Genomic DNA, 16,309 nt, shown 5'->3' on the forward strand with positions numbered 1-16,309 from the left:
TAAAATATGAAAGTAAGCCTTAAAAATATTGAAAATATCATTCTAAAGAAGAAAAGCGAATCAACACTTGCATCTATACTAATGGAATATGCCACCTTAAATCGAAAACTTGCAAACGCAGATAGTCAATCTTGGTATTTTAAGCAAGCTCAAGAATCGACAAATAGAAAACTAGAATCCTTACTAGATCGCTATAAAGAAATCCGAAGTTTATTTAATGAAAACAGTATAGACTACTTCATTCATAAAATCAATAAAAATAATTCCCATATAGCTCATTTCAAGGAAAATGGCATGAACTCTATAAGCTATTTGACCTGCACCTCATTGTCTGATGAAAATGCATTTATCACAGAGCTCATTCGCCTTAAAAGCAAAACAAAAACACTTATGCCTATAGACTATTATTTACAAAAGCCTGAGGAATTATTGATACTTATAAATTAATCATTAAAACCCAAGAAACTATGACCTTAAAAGAACTCGTACAAAACCATACATGGAAAAAAGTATCTGCTAAGTTTTTAGAAATCTATCCTGAAGCCGAAGAAAATATAAAAGGCTATGAAATGGTTTTTGAAAGATTAAAAAAGATGCAGCCTGAAGAAACTAATTTCGCCATTATAATTACAAAAGAAACGGATGAAGATGATGACTACTTTGAGGTTTCCGGTCTGCATAAACATCCAAAAACCAAAGAAGAAACTTATCCGCAAGGCATAGAATTTACACCCTGGACACAATGGTTAGGAATGGATATTTACCAAGAGAGTTTAGATAATTTCTCAGTACAGGAAATTGTGGTTCATTGTCTTTACGAAATGACTTTTGTAGGTTTTTCAGAAGAAGAGATACAAAAGGTACTCAAACGGTAAGTAAGTGCGCGTATTAACTAACAAAATTAATTATTAACCAACAAAAATAAAATTATGAAAAAAACGGACAAAACAAACAACCGTATCACCCTAGGAGGTGTAGATTACCCAAAAAACAATACCGCCGTTATTATGATGGGTGCTTTGGGAACCAAGAAAAAAGAAGTCGTAGAGGAGCTACTTAATATAGAAGGGGAGGTATTTGGCTACGAGCGAGGCTTTAAAGACGTTTTAAAATCTGAAAAAGCGTTAAACTATGCTAAAAGAATGAATAAACTAGACATTAAAGCACTTGATATGTCAGATCCTATAGATATAACTAAGTCATTTAACGCGTTAAGTGACCATCCAGATTTTAATAGAGGAATGCCGCGTGAATTATCCTCTAAAATTGCATTAAGCGATAAAACCAATAAACCCAACCTCATCTTTTTAGATAAAGTTGGTGATGCCATAAACTATATTAATCTGTCCTTTAGTTTAACTAATAAAAGCTATGATTTAAAAGACATACACATCGTTTGGATGATCGAAGATTACAATAAGGTTGTTAAGAGGAATAAAACTGCTGATGGAATAAGATATTCCGACCTCATGTTAGAATCGACGCATAAAGGCATTGCAGATACTATGGAAAGCATCCTTACAGATCCATCTTATAACAAATATATGGATGGGGATATTTGGATTATTTTAGACAATAACGAAAAGATTCGCATTAAAGAAGCTGGTAAAGCCATAGACAGGACATTATTAACTCCTGAACTAATGGAAATAATTGATCGTTACAAATTGAGCATAAACCCCAAAAAAAATAAAACATCTAAAAAAGAAAAGAATAGAGAAATAAGAGAGAGACTTTATCGTGAACAAAAGCAAAGTGATGTGGATGAATTATGGGATGAGATTGCTAAAAAATACTATTAATAGGATATCACAAACTGTTTAATCATTTCGAAAGAACCTAGTAATAATAAAAAACCTCGATATCATGATGATATCGAGGCTAGTTTTTTGTGACCGGGCTGGGGCTCGAACCCAGGACCCTCTCCTTAAAAGGGAGATGCTCTACCAACTGAGCTACCCGGTCAATTTGTTATTGAGGGTGCAAAGATAGAACCTTTTATTAAAAAAACAATAAAGAATAGAAATAATCAATAATAAATTCTATTTCAGCACTAAATTCACCCTTATCACACCTTAATTTTAATCAAAATAAAGATCGTTTAAAAAACTAAGCCCTAAAAAGCAAAAAGTAATATAAAAAACAAAAGCCTCTACATTTCTGTAAAGGCTTTGCCTAACTTGCTCCTCCTGTAGAAAATTGTTTTCGTTCTTTTAAGTATGTTATTCTACAGTAAATTGGACATACTCCTTTTTGGTTCGTTTTAGCTTTATTCAAATAGAATAAAACTGACATTGTTTGTTGCTTCATTTCCAACTGTTTTTTTAGTTAAACAATTGGCATAGATTTCAGATTGAAATGGGATACCTAGCTTTTTTTAATGGGATACCTAATTGGATACCTTAAACACTTCATTTTCCTACAAAAACAAAGTATATCTTGAAAATTGCTAAAAACTTGAAAGGAGCTACAAATGCAGGAACAAAAGGGTATAAAACAAAAAAAGCCTCTACATTTCTGTAAAGGCTTTGCCTAACTTGCTCCTCCTCTTGGGCTCGAACCAAGGACCCTCTGATTAACAGTCAGATGCTCTAACCAACTGAGCTAAGGAGGAGTGTTATTCGCGTTTGCGAGGGCAAATATATATCAATTTTTAGTTATTACAAATATATTTTAAAAAAAAATTCAAATTAATTTAACCACTCCTGTATTGCCTTGAATGCATCGTTACCATTAGCATACAATACAAGACCAATAAGTATTACAAAACCAACTAATTGCGCGTATTCCATAAACTTGTCGCCAGGCTTTCTGCCAGATATCATTTCGTATAATAAAAACATTACATGACCTCCATCTAGAGCAGGAATTGGTAATAAATTTAAAACTCCAAGCATAATAGATAGGAATGCGGTTAAATACCAAAACGCTTGCCAGTTCCACTCTGAAGGGAACATTTGTCCGATAGCAGCAAAACCTCCTATCTGAGATGCTCCTTTTTTAGTAAAGATATATTGAAACTGCGCTAAATAATCTTTTATCTCCCAGTAACCTTTACTAAACCCTCCTGAAATACTTTCTGCTAAAGTGTATTCTCTATTCGTGTACTTAATAAACTCCGGATCTGTTTTAGAATATTCGATACCTATTTTTCTGTCTTCGGTAGGAGTTATGGTAAATTCTTTCTTCTCACCATTACGATCTATCTCTAATAGAATATCTTCACTCACACTATTCTTTAAATGGTATGTAAAATCCGTAGAATAAGCTACTGGGTTACCGTTTACTCCAATAATCTTATCATTAGCTTGTAAACCTGCAATAGCAGCTGGTAAACCTTCGGTTACTACTTCAATTTGAAAAGGAGAACGAGGCTCGATTCCTGGTAAATCTCCTGCTTCAAATAATTGTTTTCCTATATCTTCCGGAATTTTTATTTCTTCAATAGAACCATTCTCATGTTCTACCTTAATATTATCAATATCTCTAAACATTAGATATTTTACGATTCCTTCGGTAAGTTCTTCCGCAGGCTGACCATCTATAGAAATAATTTTATCTCCTTGTTGAAATCCGTAGTTCTCTAAAGTTTTACTTACACCGTAACCATATTTCACATCGTCTTTAGCTACATAATTTGTTCCCCAAGTAAACAGAATAATCATATATAAAAAGAATGCTAAAACGAAGTTCATAAAAACTCCTCCTAACATGATTATTAATCGTTGCCATGATGGTTTAGAGCGAAACTCCCAAGGTTGTGGTGGCTTCGCCATTTGCTCTTTATCCATGCTCTCATCAATCATTCCGGCTATTTTCACATAACCTCCAAGTGGTAACCAACCAATACCATAAACGGTTTCGCCAATTTTTTTCTTGAATAAAGAAAATTTCACATCAAAGAATAAGTAGAACTTTTCTACTTTGGTTTTAAATAGTTTTGCTGGGATAAAATGTCCTAATTCATGCAAAACAACTAATATAGAAAGGCTCAAGAATAACTGAGCCGCTTTTATGATAAATACAGTCATGTATCGATTTTATTTTATAACGTGCAAAAGTAAGCTTTTATAGTTTCTAAAAAAAACGCGGAAAAACCATAGCTTAATCCTTTAACAATCTTTTAAATAAAACGCCTTGATTTGTAGAAAATTTCACAAAATGAACCCCGGAAGACAAAGTTTGAACATCTACTTGCTCTTGATAAGGGGCTTCTAAAACTATCTTTCCCAAGACATCATAGATGCTTAAATCATAAATTTTTAAAGCGTCTGGTTTTTCAATTTTAAAATAGTTTTTTGATGGATTGGGATACAAAAAGATGCTGTCACTTAAAATAAGATTGCTAGTACTTAATGTGACATTATTATTTTTAGAAATTAAATGGACCTCAGGATCGAACAATATTTCGCTAATTTCAAAATTTACAGTTTGCAAAAATGTCTCGCCTTCAAAAGTATTATCTAATACAATATCTAAAACCTCTCCTTGAACACCATTAATTCTTATGGGAATTGGCGCTTCAAAATAAGCTACCGAAGGATGGCTTTGTGTTTGATTGACCTGCAATTGAATTTGATTTGTATCCAACCAAGCCCATTGTATATTATAACTAGGATAACCTTCATTGTAAATCCAATCGTCAAAAAACTCTGTTAAATTTTGTCCGCTAGCAGCTTCCATTTTAGCAATATAATCTGGGGTTTTAGCATAATCAAAAGCTAATTCTGAATCACTTAAATAATCTTGCATTCCTTGATAGAAGTCTGTATCACCCAGTTTTTTTCTAAGCATATGCAAAACCATAGAACCTTTATTATAACTCAACCTACTGCTAAAAATTCTGTTTACATTAGTAGTATCTGCATCGGTTAAATAAACGGCTCCATCTGGCTGCGAAGTAATAAGATTGACACTAGATTGCCTCCAATTTTTAAAACTCTCTTCTCCATCAAAATCTTCCACTACTAAACCTGATAAATAATTAGCAAATCCTTCGTTTAACCAAATATCTTTCCAGCTTCCACAGGTTATTTTATTGCCAAACCATTGGTGTGCTAGTTCGTGAGCTATTAAATTTCTTCCGAAGCTTCCCATAAACGAAACTGTTGTATGTTCCATTCCACCACCCCAACCAAACTGTGCGTGACCATATTTTTCTGAAGCATAAGGATATTCTTCAAACTTAGTTGAAAACAATTCCATAATATCTACAGTGATGGCTGTACTTTCTTGAGCTGTAGCCAAATTCTCTGGATAAACATAATTTACAATTTCAAAAGGGTTCCCGTTATTATCTACTGTATGCGAATACACCTCGTAATTTGTTGCAGCAATAGCAACTAAATAGGCAGGAATAGGAAATTCATGTTTATAATGTGTGGTTTTAAAATTTCCGTTTATTACTTGACTTTGCTCCACCCCATTACTCACTGCTATATATTCCTCATTAGCACCATTAAAAACTGGTGTAGTAATATAAACATCAAGACTGTCTATTTTATCATTTAGGTCTTGCTTACAAGGCCACCAACCTTTTGCTCCGTATGGCTCAGATAGCGTCCAAATAATTGGTGCGCCATTATGAGTTGTTTGCGCAAAAGAACCAAAACCAGAACTAAGTGGGTTTCCAGAATAGGTGATTTCTACAATTCCTGTTTCCCCTTGATTTAATGTTTGAAAAAGAGTGATTACTAGTTCGTCATCACTATTCTGAGAAAAGGTCAATGAGTTTCCGTTTTGTAAAACTTGAGAAACTACCATATTGTTAGTTAAATCAAAGGTTACTTCATTCATATTTTCTTTAGCCACAAAATGTGTAGTTACTACTCCAGAAATACTAGACACACTAGGATCTACAGTAAATTCTAATTTATGATAAGTAACATCGTAATTCCCTGTATTAAAATTAACCCTTTGATTATATATTCTATTGGAAGCCGATTTCATTTCTGCTTCAGCAATAGTATTTAAATCATCTTCATAAGTTTGAGCAAAAGTTAAGCTTAGAGGAAATAGAAAGAAAAGTAAAATGTAATATTTCATTTTATATAAGTTTGAATTAATAAAGTTACAATATTTAACTTTTAAAGTAACCAATATCACAGACGCTCCGTGAAATATATTGTAATTTTGTACAAAAATTTATAAGTCATGCTTGAGTTTTTTAAAGACTACAAATACTTCGCTATTGTTTTTAGCATTTTATCGGTAATCATTCTTACTACTTTTTATAATATTTTAAAGGTAGAAAAGCCACTTCCCATTTACCAACCAGCTTTGGTTAACTATGAATTGGTGGATAGCACCATCCAACACAGAAAAAAATATCATAAAATTGCTGACTTCAGCCTTATCAATCAGAACGGAAAAACCATTACCCAAGAAGATTATAAGGACAAGATATATGTAGCAGATTTCTTTTTTACTACATGTCAAACTATTTGTCCGTTAATGACAGACAATATGCACATCGTACAACAAAAAACCATGAACGATGGGGATATCATGCTTCTTTCGCACACGGTTACTCCGGAGATTGATAGTGTAGCGCAGTTAAAAAAATACGCTATAGAAAAAGGTGTAAACGATGCTAAATGGAATCTAGTTACAGGAGATAAAAAACAAATTTACGAGCTTGCTAGAAAAAGCTACCTTGCTGTTAAAACAGATGGTAACGGTGATGAATACGATATGATTCATACAGAAAACTTTATGCTAGTAGACAAAAAACGTCAAATTAGAGGCTTTTATGACGGTACTAAAACCGAAGACATCCAGCGATTATTAGAAGAGATTGAAAAATTAAAGAAAGAATATAAGTAGTTTATTTAGCTACAATTTTTTTTGCTAAGTCATTTATATTACTTTTGCTTCTTTAAAATCAATCTAAATAAGCATTGCAGACAACAGTAGCACATCTAAAACGCGGGGAACAAGGCATCATTACAGATGTTTCTTCTATCCATATTCCGCTAAAATTACTAGAAATGGGTTGTCTTCCTGGAAACATGGTAGAGCTTATACAAGTAGCACCTTTTGAAGACCCCATGTACCTAAATATTAATGGAACACATTTGGCTATTAGAAAAGAAACTGCAATTCATATAATCATTGAAAAGATAATCCATGAGTAAACAAATAAACGTTGCACTTATTGGAAACCCAAATACCGGAAAAACCTCTGTATTCAACGCACTTACAGGTTTAAATCAAAAGGTTGGTAACTATCCAGGAATTACTGTAGAAAAGAAAGAAGGGGTTTGCAAACTTCCACGCGGAGTAAAAGCACATATTATAGATTTACCAGGAACTTATAGCTTAAACGCTTCTTCTTTAGATGAAAATGTAGTTATTGAGCTACTTTTAAACAAAAACGATAAAGATTTCCCGGATGTTGCCGTAGTAGTAAGTGATGTTGAAAATTTAAAGCGAAACTTACTTCTCTTCACTCAAATTAAAGATTTAGAAATCCCTTGTATTCTTGCTATTAATATGGCTGACAGAATGCGCTACAAAGGAATTTCTTTAGATATAGATTATTTAGAAAAGGAACTTAAAACTAAAATTGCTCTTATAAGCACTCGTAAAAAAGAAGGGATTGACGAACTTAAAGAGCTAATAACAAACTACAAAGAACTATCTGTAGAACCTTGTTTAAATGCTTCGGAAATTGACCCAAAATATTTTGATAGTTTACGCCAAGCCTTTCCAAATCAGCTTTTATACAAACTTTGGCTAGTTATAACCCAAGATGTAAACTTCGGAAAAACAGACCGGAAAGAGGTTGAAGCCATTGCAAGTTTCAAAACAAAATCAAAAAGTGATCTTAAAAGATTACAACAAAAAGAAACCATAAAACGATACCAATTCATCAATAACACCCTTAAAAAAGGACAAACCATTGATGCTTCTCAAGCTAAAGATTTACGCTCTAAACTAGACAAAATCTTAACGCATAAGGTTTGGGGTTATGTAATTTTCTTTTTCGTTTTACTAACTATTTTTCAAGCTATTTACGATTGGTCTTCTGTACCAATGGATTTTATAGATAGCACTTTTGCCTCCTTAAGCGAATGGACAAAAGACAACCTTCCTCCAGGAACCTTTACCAATTTACTTTCCGAAGGAATTATTCCGGGACTTGGTGGTATTGTAATATTTATTCCGCAAATCGCATTTCTATTTTTATTCATTGCTGTTTTAGAAGAAAGCGGTTATATGAGTCGCGTGGTTTTCTTAATGGATCGCGGAATGAGACGATTTGGATTAAGCGGAAAAAGTGTGGTTCCATTAATTTCTGGTACTGCCTGTGCTATTCCAGCAATTATGGCTACAAGAAATATCGAAAATTGGAAAGAACGATTAATCACCATTTTAGTAACACCATTTACAACTTGCTCTGCGAGACTTCCGGTATATTTAATCATTATTTCCTTAGTTATACCAGAAGGTCGTTTTCTAGGCCTAGGATACCAAGCATTAACCTTAATGCTACTTTATTTAATAGGTTTTGGAGCTGCTTTAGTTTCTGCTATGATTTTAAACAAAGTACTAAGACTTAAAAGCAAAAGCTTTTTTGTAGTAGAAATGCCTAACTACAAACTACCCTTAATTAAAAACGTTTTTTTAACTGTTATTGAAAAAACAAAATCGTTTGTATTTGGAGCCGGTAAAATCATATTAGCTATTTCTATTATCTTATGGTTTTTAGCTTCGTACGGACCTGGAGATTCCTTTAATAATGCGGAAGCTATCGTAACCGAACAATATGCTGCAGAAAATTTAAGCGAAAGCGAATTACACAAAAAAATAGAATCACATAAACTAGAACATTCTTTTATTGGTATTGCAGGACATGCTATTGAACCTGTTATTAGACCCCTAGGTTACGATTGGAAAATCGGAATTGCCATTGTAAGTTCCTTTGCCGCTAGAGAAGTTTTTGTAGGTACCTTAGCTACTATTTATAGCGTTGGAAGCGATGAAGAAGAAACCATTAAAAACAGAATGGCAGGTGAAATAAATCCTATTCTTGGCGGACCTCTTTTTAATTTTGCCTCAGGAATTTCCTTGTTATTATTTTATGCATTTGCAATGCAATGTATGAGTACACTAGCCATCGTTAAAAAAGAAACCAATAGTTGGAAATGGCCAATTTTACAACTAGTTTTAATGAGTGCTTTTGCTTATGTAGTTGCCTTAATTGCTTATCAAGTATTAATTTAAGGTTTTACTAAAAATTACGACTATAGTATTATGAATAGCCTTTTACAAGACATATTAGCATTTGCAGCTCTTTTTTTCGCTATCGGATTTTTAGTAAAAAAATTCTTTTGGAAAAAAAGAAAGCCTAAAAATGGCATAAAAATTCACGATTGCGATAATTGCCACTAAAGCTAAATCAAAATACTAATTTCTATACTCAAGCTGAAGGTAATAATCTTCCTTCGCTGGCTTTTGTCCTGCAACTGGATAAGGCATAATATTAATTCCTGAAATACTTATTTCTTCTGAAGCAAATATATTTCCTAATAAGTTTTCCATAGAGTTTGTCGGACTTATAGTTAGTTTTCTTTCTGCTATTTTTTTAGAATCCCTATAGACTTCCACCAAAATAGTCACCTCCCCAGCCCAAATACAATTCACATTTTTAGGGCAACGAGAATCTTCCACAACCTCTACAAACCTAACTTCTAGATCTTCAAAGAGCATCGCTTCTCCTAAGTATAATTTAGAAACAATTATAGGAGCTTCTACCCTTTTTACCGAAGTAGTATCCTGAGCGAAGGAAAAACTAGAAAAAATAATGGCAACAAAAAATAAAATAGGCTTCATATAAAATAAGTTTAGTTACTTCTATCTAACATAAATCAAGCCAATTTAAAAAACCTTTTGAAAAAATCATTATTTTAGCTACATTTGAATAATATTTAAGCATACTTAAATTTTAATTAAAGCAATTAGATATGTCTGTAGCAATTGAAAACTTCGTAAAAGCTATTTACAAAAATGGGAAACACGACGACAATGATACCAAACCCGGAAACATTGCTAAAAAGCTCGGTATCTCTAATGCTGCTGCCACAGATATGGCAAAAAGCTTAGCAAACAAAAATCTAATTAATTACGAAAAGTACAAAGCTTTAGAATTAACTGAAGAAGGGGAAAAATTAGCTCTAAAAGTAATTAGAAAACATAGACTTTGGGAGGCTTTTCTTTATAAAACCCTAGAGATGTCCCTTCACGAAATCCATCGGGAAGCAGAATTTTTAGAGCATGAAACCTCCGATTTTTTAGCAGATAAAATTAGCGAGTATTTAGGAAACCCAAAGTTTGATCCACACGGAGATCCTATCCCTAATGCAGATGGAGAAATAACAACAAAAGACAACTCTACCACATTATCGAAAACAAAAGAAGGTAAAAGTTATATCATTTCTAGATTAATGAGTGACGATAAAGAATTCTTCGACTTTTGTGCACAAAACGGATTGAAATATGGCAACAAAATATTTGTTAGCAAACAGTTTTCTAAAAACAAGATGACACAAATAAACATTAATAGCAACACGATATTATTAAATGAAGATTTTACAAAAATCATATACGTTAATGAAATTCAATAAATTAAGGATATTATCAATAGGTGTATTTGTAAGCTCATTATCAACTCCATCTTTTGCTCAAGAAACTAAAGTTGAGCCTCTTATAACCGATAGGCCAGATGCTACAGAGTCAGCAACTCCAATACAAAAAGGATTTATTCAAATTGAAACAGGTGCATTTTACGAGTCCAATGAACAACACAACATAAAGTTTAAAAAACACACCTACAACACAACTTTAGTCCGCTACGGATTGCTTGACAATCTGGAATTACGTTTAGGTTGGGATGTATCTGAAGAAAAAATAGAAAATAAGCATCAAATTGAAATTTCTAGTGGTTTATCGCCCCTACTGTTGGGTTTTAAAACAGGAATAGCAAAAGAAAATGGACTCCTCCCAGAAATTGGGGTCTTAGGTCATTTATACCTTCCATTTACCGCAAGTGAAGACTATAAACCAAAGACAACCGGTGTAGATTTAATATTTTCGTTTTCACATACTATTAGCGAGAAATCAAGCTTTGCTTATAACCTTGGAGCCTCTTGGCAAGACGATTCTGCCAAAGCCTCTTATATTTATTCAATAGCCTATAGCCAAAGTATTACAGACAAAATTGACACATACATAGAACTATTTGGTGATTTTCCTGAAAAAAATAAGGCAAACCATTTTTGGAACACAGGCATAACATACCTAATATCCAATAATTTTCAATTAGATTGTTCTGTTGGTACTAGTATAACCAAAGGACAAGATATTTTATTAAGTATTGGAGCTAGTTTCAGAATACCCAGTAAAACAAATAAAACATGAAAAATAACATAATTATAATCGGGATTATAAGTCTATTATTTAGCTGTAAAACAGTAGAAAAAGATAACGGAAAACTAAACGTAGTTACCACCACCACCATGATTACAGATTTGGTAAACAATATTGGTGGCGATTTAGTAAATGTTGAAGGATTAATGGGAAGCGGTGTAGATCCTCACCTATATAAAGCCAGCGAAGGAGATGTAACTAAACTAGTAAATGCCGATATCATTTTTTACAACGGTTTACATTTAGAAGGAAAGCTGATAGAGGTTTTTGAAAAAATGGGAAACAGCAGCAAAACACCTATTGCATTAGCAGAAGGAATTGACAAAAACACCTTGATTGGCTCAGAATATTTTGCTTCCAATTACGATCCACACGTTTGGTTTAACATTGAATATTTCAAACAATTTGCTACAAAAGTTTCTAAAGTTTTAGCTGAAAAAGACCCTAAAAACACTGCAAATTATAAAGAAAACGAAAAGCTATATCTAGCAAAATTAGGTAGCCTTCAGAAAAATATAGAAACAATTATTGATACACTTCCAAAGGAGAAACGTATTTTAGTAACAGCACATGATGCTTTTAATTACTTTGGAAAAAACTACGGATTTGAAGTTGTAGGCCTTCAAGGCCTATCAACAGCAACAGAAGCAGGGGTTCAAGATGTTCAAAAGTTAGCTACTTTTATAATTGAAAGAAACGTAAAAGCAATGTTTATTGAAAGCTCTGTACCAAAACGTACGATTGAAGCATTACAAGCAGCAGTCAACTCTAAAGGCCATAATGTAGCCATTGGCGGAACACTATATTCTGATGCGCTTGGAGACGCAGGAACAGTTGAGGGTACTTATATTGGTATGTTTCAACACAATGTAAACACAATAATTAACGCACTTAAATAATGGATAATATAGCCGTAAAAGTTGACGATTTAACCGTAGCTTACAACTACAAACCAGTGCTTTGGGATATCGATTTAGAAATCCCTGAAGGTGTTCTTATGGCTATTGTTGGGCCAAACGGCGCAGGGAAATCTACACTTATAAAAGCTATTTTAGGAATATTAAAACCTATTGCAGGAAGTGTTACAATCTACGGAAATCCTTATGACAAACAACGTAAACTAGTTGCTTATGTTCCCCAAAAAGGAAGTGTAGATTGGGATTTTCCAACCACAGCCTTAGATGTTGTCATGATGGGAACTTACGGAAGTTTAGGATGGATCAAACGTCCGAAACAAAAAGAGAAAAAAGCAGCATTAGAGGCATTAGAAAAAGTTGGGATGCTTGCTTTCAAAAACCGACAAATTAGTCAACTTTCAGGCGGGCAACAACAGCGAATATTCTTAGCAAGAGCTTTGGCACAAAACGCTTCTATCTACTTTATGGACGAACCATTTCAAGGTGTAGATGCAACAACAGAAATTGCTATTATTAATATTTTAAAAGAATTACGAAAAGCAGGTAAAACCGTTATAGTTGTACATCACGATTTACAAACCGTTCCTGAATATTTTGATTGGGTAACCTTTTTAAATGTAAAGAAGATTGCCACAGGACCTGTAAAAGACATCTTTAACGATAATAACCTAACAAAAACCTACGGAATTAATTATAAGGTAAGCATTCAGAAATAATGGATATTCAAGAATATTTTTCATTAGTCTTTAGCGATTATACCCTGCGAACCATCACACTAGGAACAGCGATTCTTGGTGCTGTTACAGGAATGCTTGGTAGTTTTGCTGTACTAAGAAAACAAAGTTTACTTGGTGATGCTATTTCTCATGCTGCCCTACCAGGAATAGCCATTGCTTTTTTAATTACCGGAGCAAAAGACAGTAATATTTTGCTTCTTGGCGCTTTAGTCAGCGGACTCATAGGAACATTTTGGATCCGTGGAATCATTACAAAAACACATTTAAAAAGCGACACAGCCCTTGGCCTAATCTTATCCTTGTTTTTTGGATTTGGTATGTTATTACTAACTTTCATTCAAAAGCAACCAAACGCCAATCAAGCTGGATTAGATAAATATTTATTTGGCCAGGCAGCAACTTTAGTAGAAAGTGATGTTTGGCTTATGGCTGGAGTAACAGTAGTTTGTTTATTTGTTTTACTTCTTTTCTGGAAAGAATTTAAAATTCTATTATTTGATGCAGACTACACCAAAACCTTAGGCTTCAACACCAAATTTATAGATGTTCTAATTACCACATTTATTGTGTTAGCAATTGTTTTAGGCTTACAAACTGTTGGCGTTGTACTTATGAGCGCCATGCTTTTAGCGCCGGCTGCTGCCGCTAGACAATGGACAAACAGTTTAGGTATAATGGTTTTTCTGGCTGCTATATTTGGAGCATTTTCAGGAGTACTAGGAACCGCCATAAGCGCAAGCCAAAACAATCTTTCTACCGGACCAATAATCGTTTTAGTAGCTGCAACTGTTGTGGTGTTTTCTTTTGTTTTTTCACCAAGTCGCGGATTGCTTTTTAAACAAATCCGATTTATAAAAAACAGACGTGATTTAGAACTTCATAAAACACTAGCTTTTATGTATCATATTGCAGAAACTCATGAAGACATATCACATCCGCATACCATTAAAATCTTGAATAACTTCCAAGGATACACAAGAGGAACTCTTCAAAAATTAGTAAAGAAAAATTATGTCACCTTAGACGGTAACATGTGGAGTTTAACAGAAGAAGGCTTTAATACTGCCGAAAATTTATACAACCAACAATCTACAAGCAATGAATAGTGCGCAAATAGAAATACAACTTATTGCTAGCTTGGTGGCTATAGCTTGTGCTATTCCTGGTACTTTTTTAGTACTTAGAAAAATGGCTATGATTAGTGATGCTATTAGTCATTCTATTTTACCAGGAATTGTAATTGGTTTTTTTATCACACAAGACCTCAACTCGCCACTACTAATAGTTCTTGCTGCTCTTACCGGAATTATAACCGTGGTTCTGGTAGAGTATATTCAAAAAACAGGATTAGTAAAAGAAGATACTGCTATAGGGTTAGTGTTTCCAGCAATGTTTAGTATCGGAGTTATTATGATTGCTAAAAATGCAAACGATATACATTTAGATGTGGATGCGGTTTTACTAGGGGAATTAGCCTTTGCTCCTTTTGATAGATTAGAAATTTCTGGTGTGGACGTTGGGCCTAAATCCTTATGGATTATTGGAAGTATTTTACTTGTTACTATCACCCTACTTCTAGCCTTTTTCAAAGAACTAAAAGTTAGCACTTTTGATAAAGGACTTGCTGCTTCTTTAGGCTTTTCACCAGCGATAATTCATTACGGACTAATGTCGGTTTCATCTGTAACTACCGTTGGTGCTTTTGATGCTGTTGGAGCTATTTTAGTAGTTGCTCTTATGATTGCTCCTGCTGCAACCGCTTATTTACTTACAACAGATTTAAAGAAAATGTTGGGGCTAGCAATTGGTTTTGGGGCATTAAGCGCTATTTCCGGATATTGGTTTGCACATTGGCTAGATGCTTCTATCGCAGGGTCTATAACGACCATGTTAGGATTGTTATTTTTAATCGTGTATTTATTTGCTCCGAGTAAAGGGGTTATCGCGGTAATGTATAGAGAAAAACAGCAACGAACAGAAGTGTCTTTACTTACTTTTTTACTGCATTTAAAAAATCACACAGAAAAAAGAGAACGACACGTAAACCACTTACAAGAACATATAAACTGGCAAAAAGTAAGAGCAAAAACAGTTTTAGATTTAGCCCTTAAAAATAATATGATTACTATTAGTAATGATATTGTTTCACTCACCAAAAAGGGGAACACCTTTACTTCTAAGGCTATCGATTATATTATAACCAATGAAGATACGCAGATAGAAGATATGAAAGAAGATTTCTTTTTATTCAGAGGTTAAAACCCTCGCTCTTTTTGCAACTGCTCATAAGCTTCTTGAACCTGACGGAACTTTTCCTCTGCACCTTTTTGATGTTCTTTCCCTAGATGAAGCACCTTGTCTGGATGGTATTTTTTAGCCATATTTCTATAGGCTTTCTTAATCTCTTCTACGGTAGCTGATTTTGGAATTTCTAAAATTTTATAAGCGTTATCACTACTATTATAAAACATAGATTTGATGCTTTCGTAATCACGAGAGCTTATTCCTAAATACCCTGCAATGGTATAAATTGTTTTTTCTTCATCTGCAGTAACCATACCGTCTGCTTTAGCAATTCCGAAAAGGAAATGCATTAATTGCAAACGAGAAGCATGATCCATCATTTGTTGTATTTGTAAACAAACTTGACGTAATGGAATTTTTTGGCTACTTATATTTTTAAAAAGTCTAAAAGCATTGTTTGCTCTTTCTTTTCCGTACATGCTAACAAACTGCTGACGCACGTAATCTAATTCACGTTGGTCTTGTTTACCATCTGCTTTTATCACTACCGATGCAAGAATAAGTAAACTCACTTCAAAGTCTCCCGATGTGGTTTGAGCACGACGTTGTTGTTGGGTTCTATAATTAGGTCTTCTACCCTGTTGCGTTCTTCCACTAGTATATTCTTCTTTTCCAGAAGAAAAAGAATCTACCATACTACCAAGTGCCAAACCTATAATCGCTCCTATTGGTCCGCCAAAAGACCAACCTAAAGAAGCTCCAATCCATTTTCCGAAACTCATACTTTTTTTATTTAATCGTCAAATATACTATTTGTAGGTTACAATTTTCTTCCTTTTGTTACAGAAACCAAATCTAAAATTATAAAAAATAGGTTGTTTGCAAAACGGATTTTCCGCGTTAAGGATAGTAGTGGCATCCTTTTGCACAGCAAAAGATATAACGGATAGCCTGACCTTATGACACCATAAGTGTTATAAG

At 33.7% G+C, this 16,309-nt stretch carries 17 protein-coding genes and 2 tRNA genes; 12 read left to right on the forward strand and 7 right to left on the reverse strand.

Features of this window, described 5'->3' with window-relative positions; translation table 11 throughout:
- The first annotated feature begins 6 nt into the window (after positions 1-6).
- From DU428_RS02295 to DU428_RS02305, 3 genes are read left to right on the forward strand one after another with little or no spacing between them, the layout of a single operon-like run.
- A complete protein-coding gene (locus DU428_RS02295; RefSeq protein WP_113965712.1) occupies positions 7-447 on the forward strand; it encodes a hypothetical protein in 441 nt (146 codons plus the stop codon).
- Between the two features lie 20 nt (positions 448-467).
- The gene (locus DU428_RS02300; protein ID WP_113965713.1) at positions 468-875 is read left to right on the forward strand and encodes a DUF6557 family protein; all 408 of its coding nucleotides are present in this window, start codon (positions 468-470) and stop codon (positions 873-875) included.
- Positions 876-929: 54 nt separating this feature from the next.
- Entirely contained in the window at positions 930-1,802 is an 873-nt protein-coding gene (locus DU428_RS02305; protein ID WP_113965714.1) for a hypothetical protein, read from the forward strand.
- Between the two features lie 90 nt (positions 1,803-1,892).
- On the opposite strand, the gene DU428_RS02310 is transcribed toward DU428_RS02305, so the two are convergent.
- The 5 genes from DU428_RS02310 to DU428_RS02330 form a co-directional block, all read right to left on the reverse strand.
- Positions 1,893-1,965, reverse strand: a tRNA-Lys gene (locus DU428_RS02310).
- A 210-nt stretch (positions 1,966-2,175) separates the two neighbouring features.
- Entirely contained in the window at positions 2,176-2,310 is a 135-nt protein-coding gene (locus DU428_RS02315; protein WP_317047492.1) for an Arm DNA-binding domain-containing protein, read from the reverse strand.
- Positions 2,311-2,540: 230 nt separating this feature from the next.
- A tRNA-Asn gene (locus DU428_RS02320) sits at positions 2,541-2,614 on the reverse strand.
- Positions 2,615-2,690: 76 nt separating this feature from the next.
- On the reverse strand, positions 2,691-4,031 hold the full coding sequence (rseP, locus tag DU428_RS02325) for an RIP metalloprotease RseP (RefSeq protein ID WP_072348031.1): 1,341 nt from the start codon (positions 4,029-4,031) through the stop codon (positions 2,691-2,693).
- Positions 4,032-4,104: 73 nt separating this feature from the next.
- Entirely contained in the window at positions 4,105-6,045 is a 1,941-nt protein-coding gene (locus DU428_RS02330; RefSeq protein WP_113965715.1) for a M1 family aminopeptidase, read from the reverse strand.
- 108 nt (positions 6,046-6,153) lie between these two features.
- On the opposite strand from DU428_RS02330, the gene DU428_RS02335 reads away from it, so the two are divergent.
- The 3 genes from DU428_RS02335 to feoB all read left to right on the forward strand — a co-directional run bounded on the left by DU428_RS02335 (position 6,154) and on the right by feoB (position 9,228).
- On the forward strand, positions 6,154-6,825 hold the full coding sequence (locus tag DU428_RS02335; RefSeq protein ID WP_113965716.1) for an SCO family protein: 672 nt from the start codon (positions 6,154-6,156) through the stop codon (positions 6,823-6,825).
- Between the two features lie 74 nt (positions 6,826-6,899).
- Positions 6,900-7,136 (forward strand): FeoA family protein, encoded by a 237-nt coding sequence (locus DU428_RS02340; RefSeq protein ID WP_113965717.1) that lies wholly within the window; start codon positions 6,900-6,902, stop codon positions 7,134-7,136.
- Positions 7,129-9,228 (forward strand): ferrous iron transport protein B, encoded by a 2,100-nt coding sequence (gene feoB, locus DU428_RS02345; protein ID WP_072348023.1) that lies wholly within the window; start codon positions 7,129-7,131, stop codon positions 9,226-9,228. Before DU428_RS02340 ends, feoB begins: the two co-directional genes overlap by 8 nt.
- Positions 9,229-9,411: 183 nt before the next feature.
- On the opposite strand, the gene DU428_RS02355 is transcribed toward feoB, so the two are convergent.
- The gene (locus tag DU428_RS02355) at positions 9,412-9,837 is read right to left on the reverse strand and encodes a hypothetical protein (RefSeq protein WP_072348021.1); all 426 of its coding nucleotides are present in this window, start codon (positions 9,835-9,837) and stop codon (positions 9,412-9,414) included.
- A gap of 131 nt (positions 9,838-9,968) precedes the next feature.
- Here DU428_RS02355 and DU428_RS02360 point away from each other — a divergent pair, with 131 nt between their 5' ends.
- From DU428_RS02360 to DU428_RS02385, 6 genes are read left to right on the forward strand one after another with little or no spacing between them, the layout of a single operon-like run.
- Positions 9,969-10,628 carry a metal-dependent transcriptional regulator gene (locus DU428_RS02360; protein WP_113965719.1) on the forward strand — a complete coding sequence of 220 codons (660 nt, stop codon included), beginning with the start codon at positions 9,969-9,971 and terminating at the stop codon, positions 10,626-10,628.
- Positions 10,615-11,421 (forward strand): transporter, encoded by an 807-nt coding sequence (locus DU428_RS02365; RefSeq protein WP_113965720.1) that lies wholly within the window; start codon positions 10,615-10,617, stop codon positions 11,419-11,421. The genes DU428_RS02360 and DU428_RS02365 overlap by 14 nt, the downstream gene beginning before the upstream one ends.
- The gene (locus DU428_RS02370) at positions 11,418-12,329 is read left to right on the forward strand and encodes a metal ABC transporter solute-binding protein, Zn/Mn family (protein WP_113965721.1); all 912 of its coding nucleotides are present in this window, start codon (positions 11,418-11,420) and stop codon (positions 12,327-12,329) included. The genes DU428_RS02365 and DU428_RS02370 overlap by 4 nt, the downstream gene beginning before the upstream one ends.
- On the forward strand, positions 12,329-13,063 hold the full coding sequence (locus tag DU428_RS02375; protein ID WP_113965722.1) for a metal ABC transporter ATP-binding protein: 735 nt from the start codon (positions 12,329-12,331) through the stop codon (positions 13,061-13,063). The genes DU428_RS02370 and DU428_RS02375 overlap by 1 nt, the downstream gene beginning before the upstream one ends.
- Positions 13,063-14,190 (forward strand): metal ABC transporter permease, encoded by a 1,128-nt coding sequence (locus tag DU428_RS02380; protein WP_113965723.1) that lies wholly within the window; start codon positions 13,063-13,065, stop codon positions 14,188-14,190. The genes DU428_RS02375 and DU428_RS02380 overlap by 1 nt, the downstream gene beginning before the upstream one ends.
- Positions 14,183-15,343 carry a metal ABC transporter permease gene (locus tag DU428_RS02385; RefSeq protein ID WP_113965724.1) on the forward strand — a complete coding sequence of 387 codons (1,161 nt, stop codon included), beginning with the start codon at positions 14,183-14,185 and terminating at the stop codon, positions 15,341-15,343. Before DU428_RS02380 ends, DU428_RS02385 begins: the two co-directional genes overlap by 8 nt.
- Here the strand turns inward: DU428_RS02385 and DU428_RS02390 are convergent.
- Positions 15,340-16,110 carry a TerB family tellurite resistance protein gene (locus DU428_RS02390; RefSeq protein ID WP_113965725.1) on the reverse strand — a complete coding sequence of 257 codons (771 nt, stop codon included), beginning with the start codon at positions 16,108-16,110 and terminating at the stop codon, positions 15,340-15,342. The two genes, DU428_RS02385 and DU428_RS02390, sit on opposite strands and share 4 nt — an antisense overlap.
- Positions 16,111-16,309 lie beyond the last annotated feature (199 nt).

This window comes from Oceanihabitans sediminis (assembly GCF_003337215.1).
Classification (GTDB): Bacteria; Bacteroidota; Bacteroidia; order Flavobacteriales; family Flavobacteriaceae; genus Oceanihabitans; species Oceanihabitans sediminis.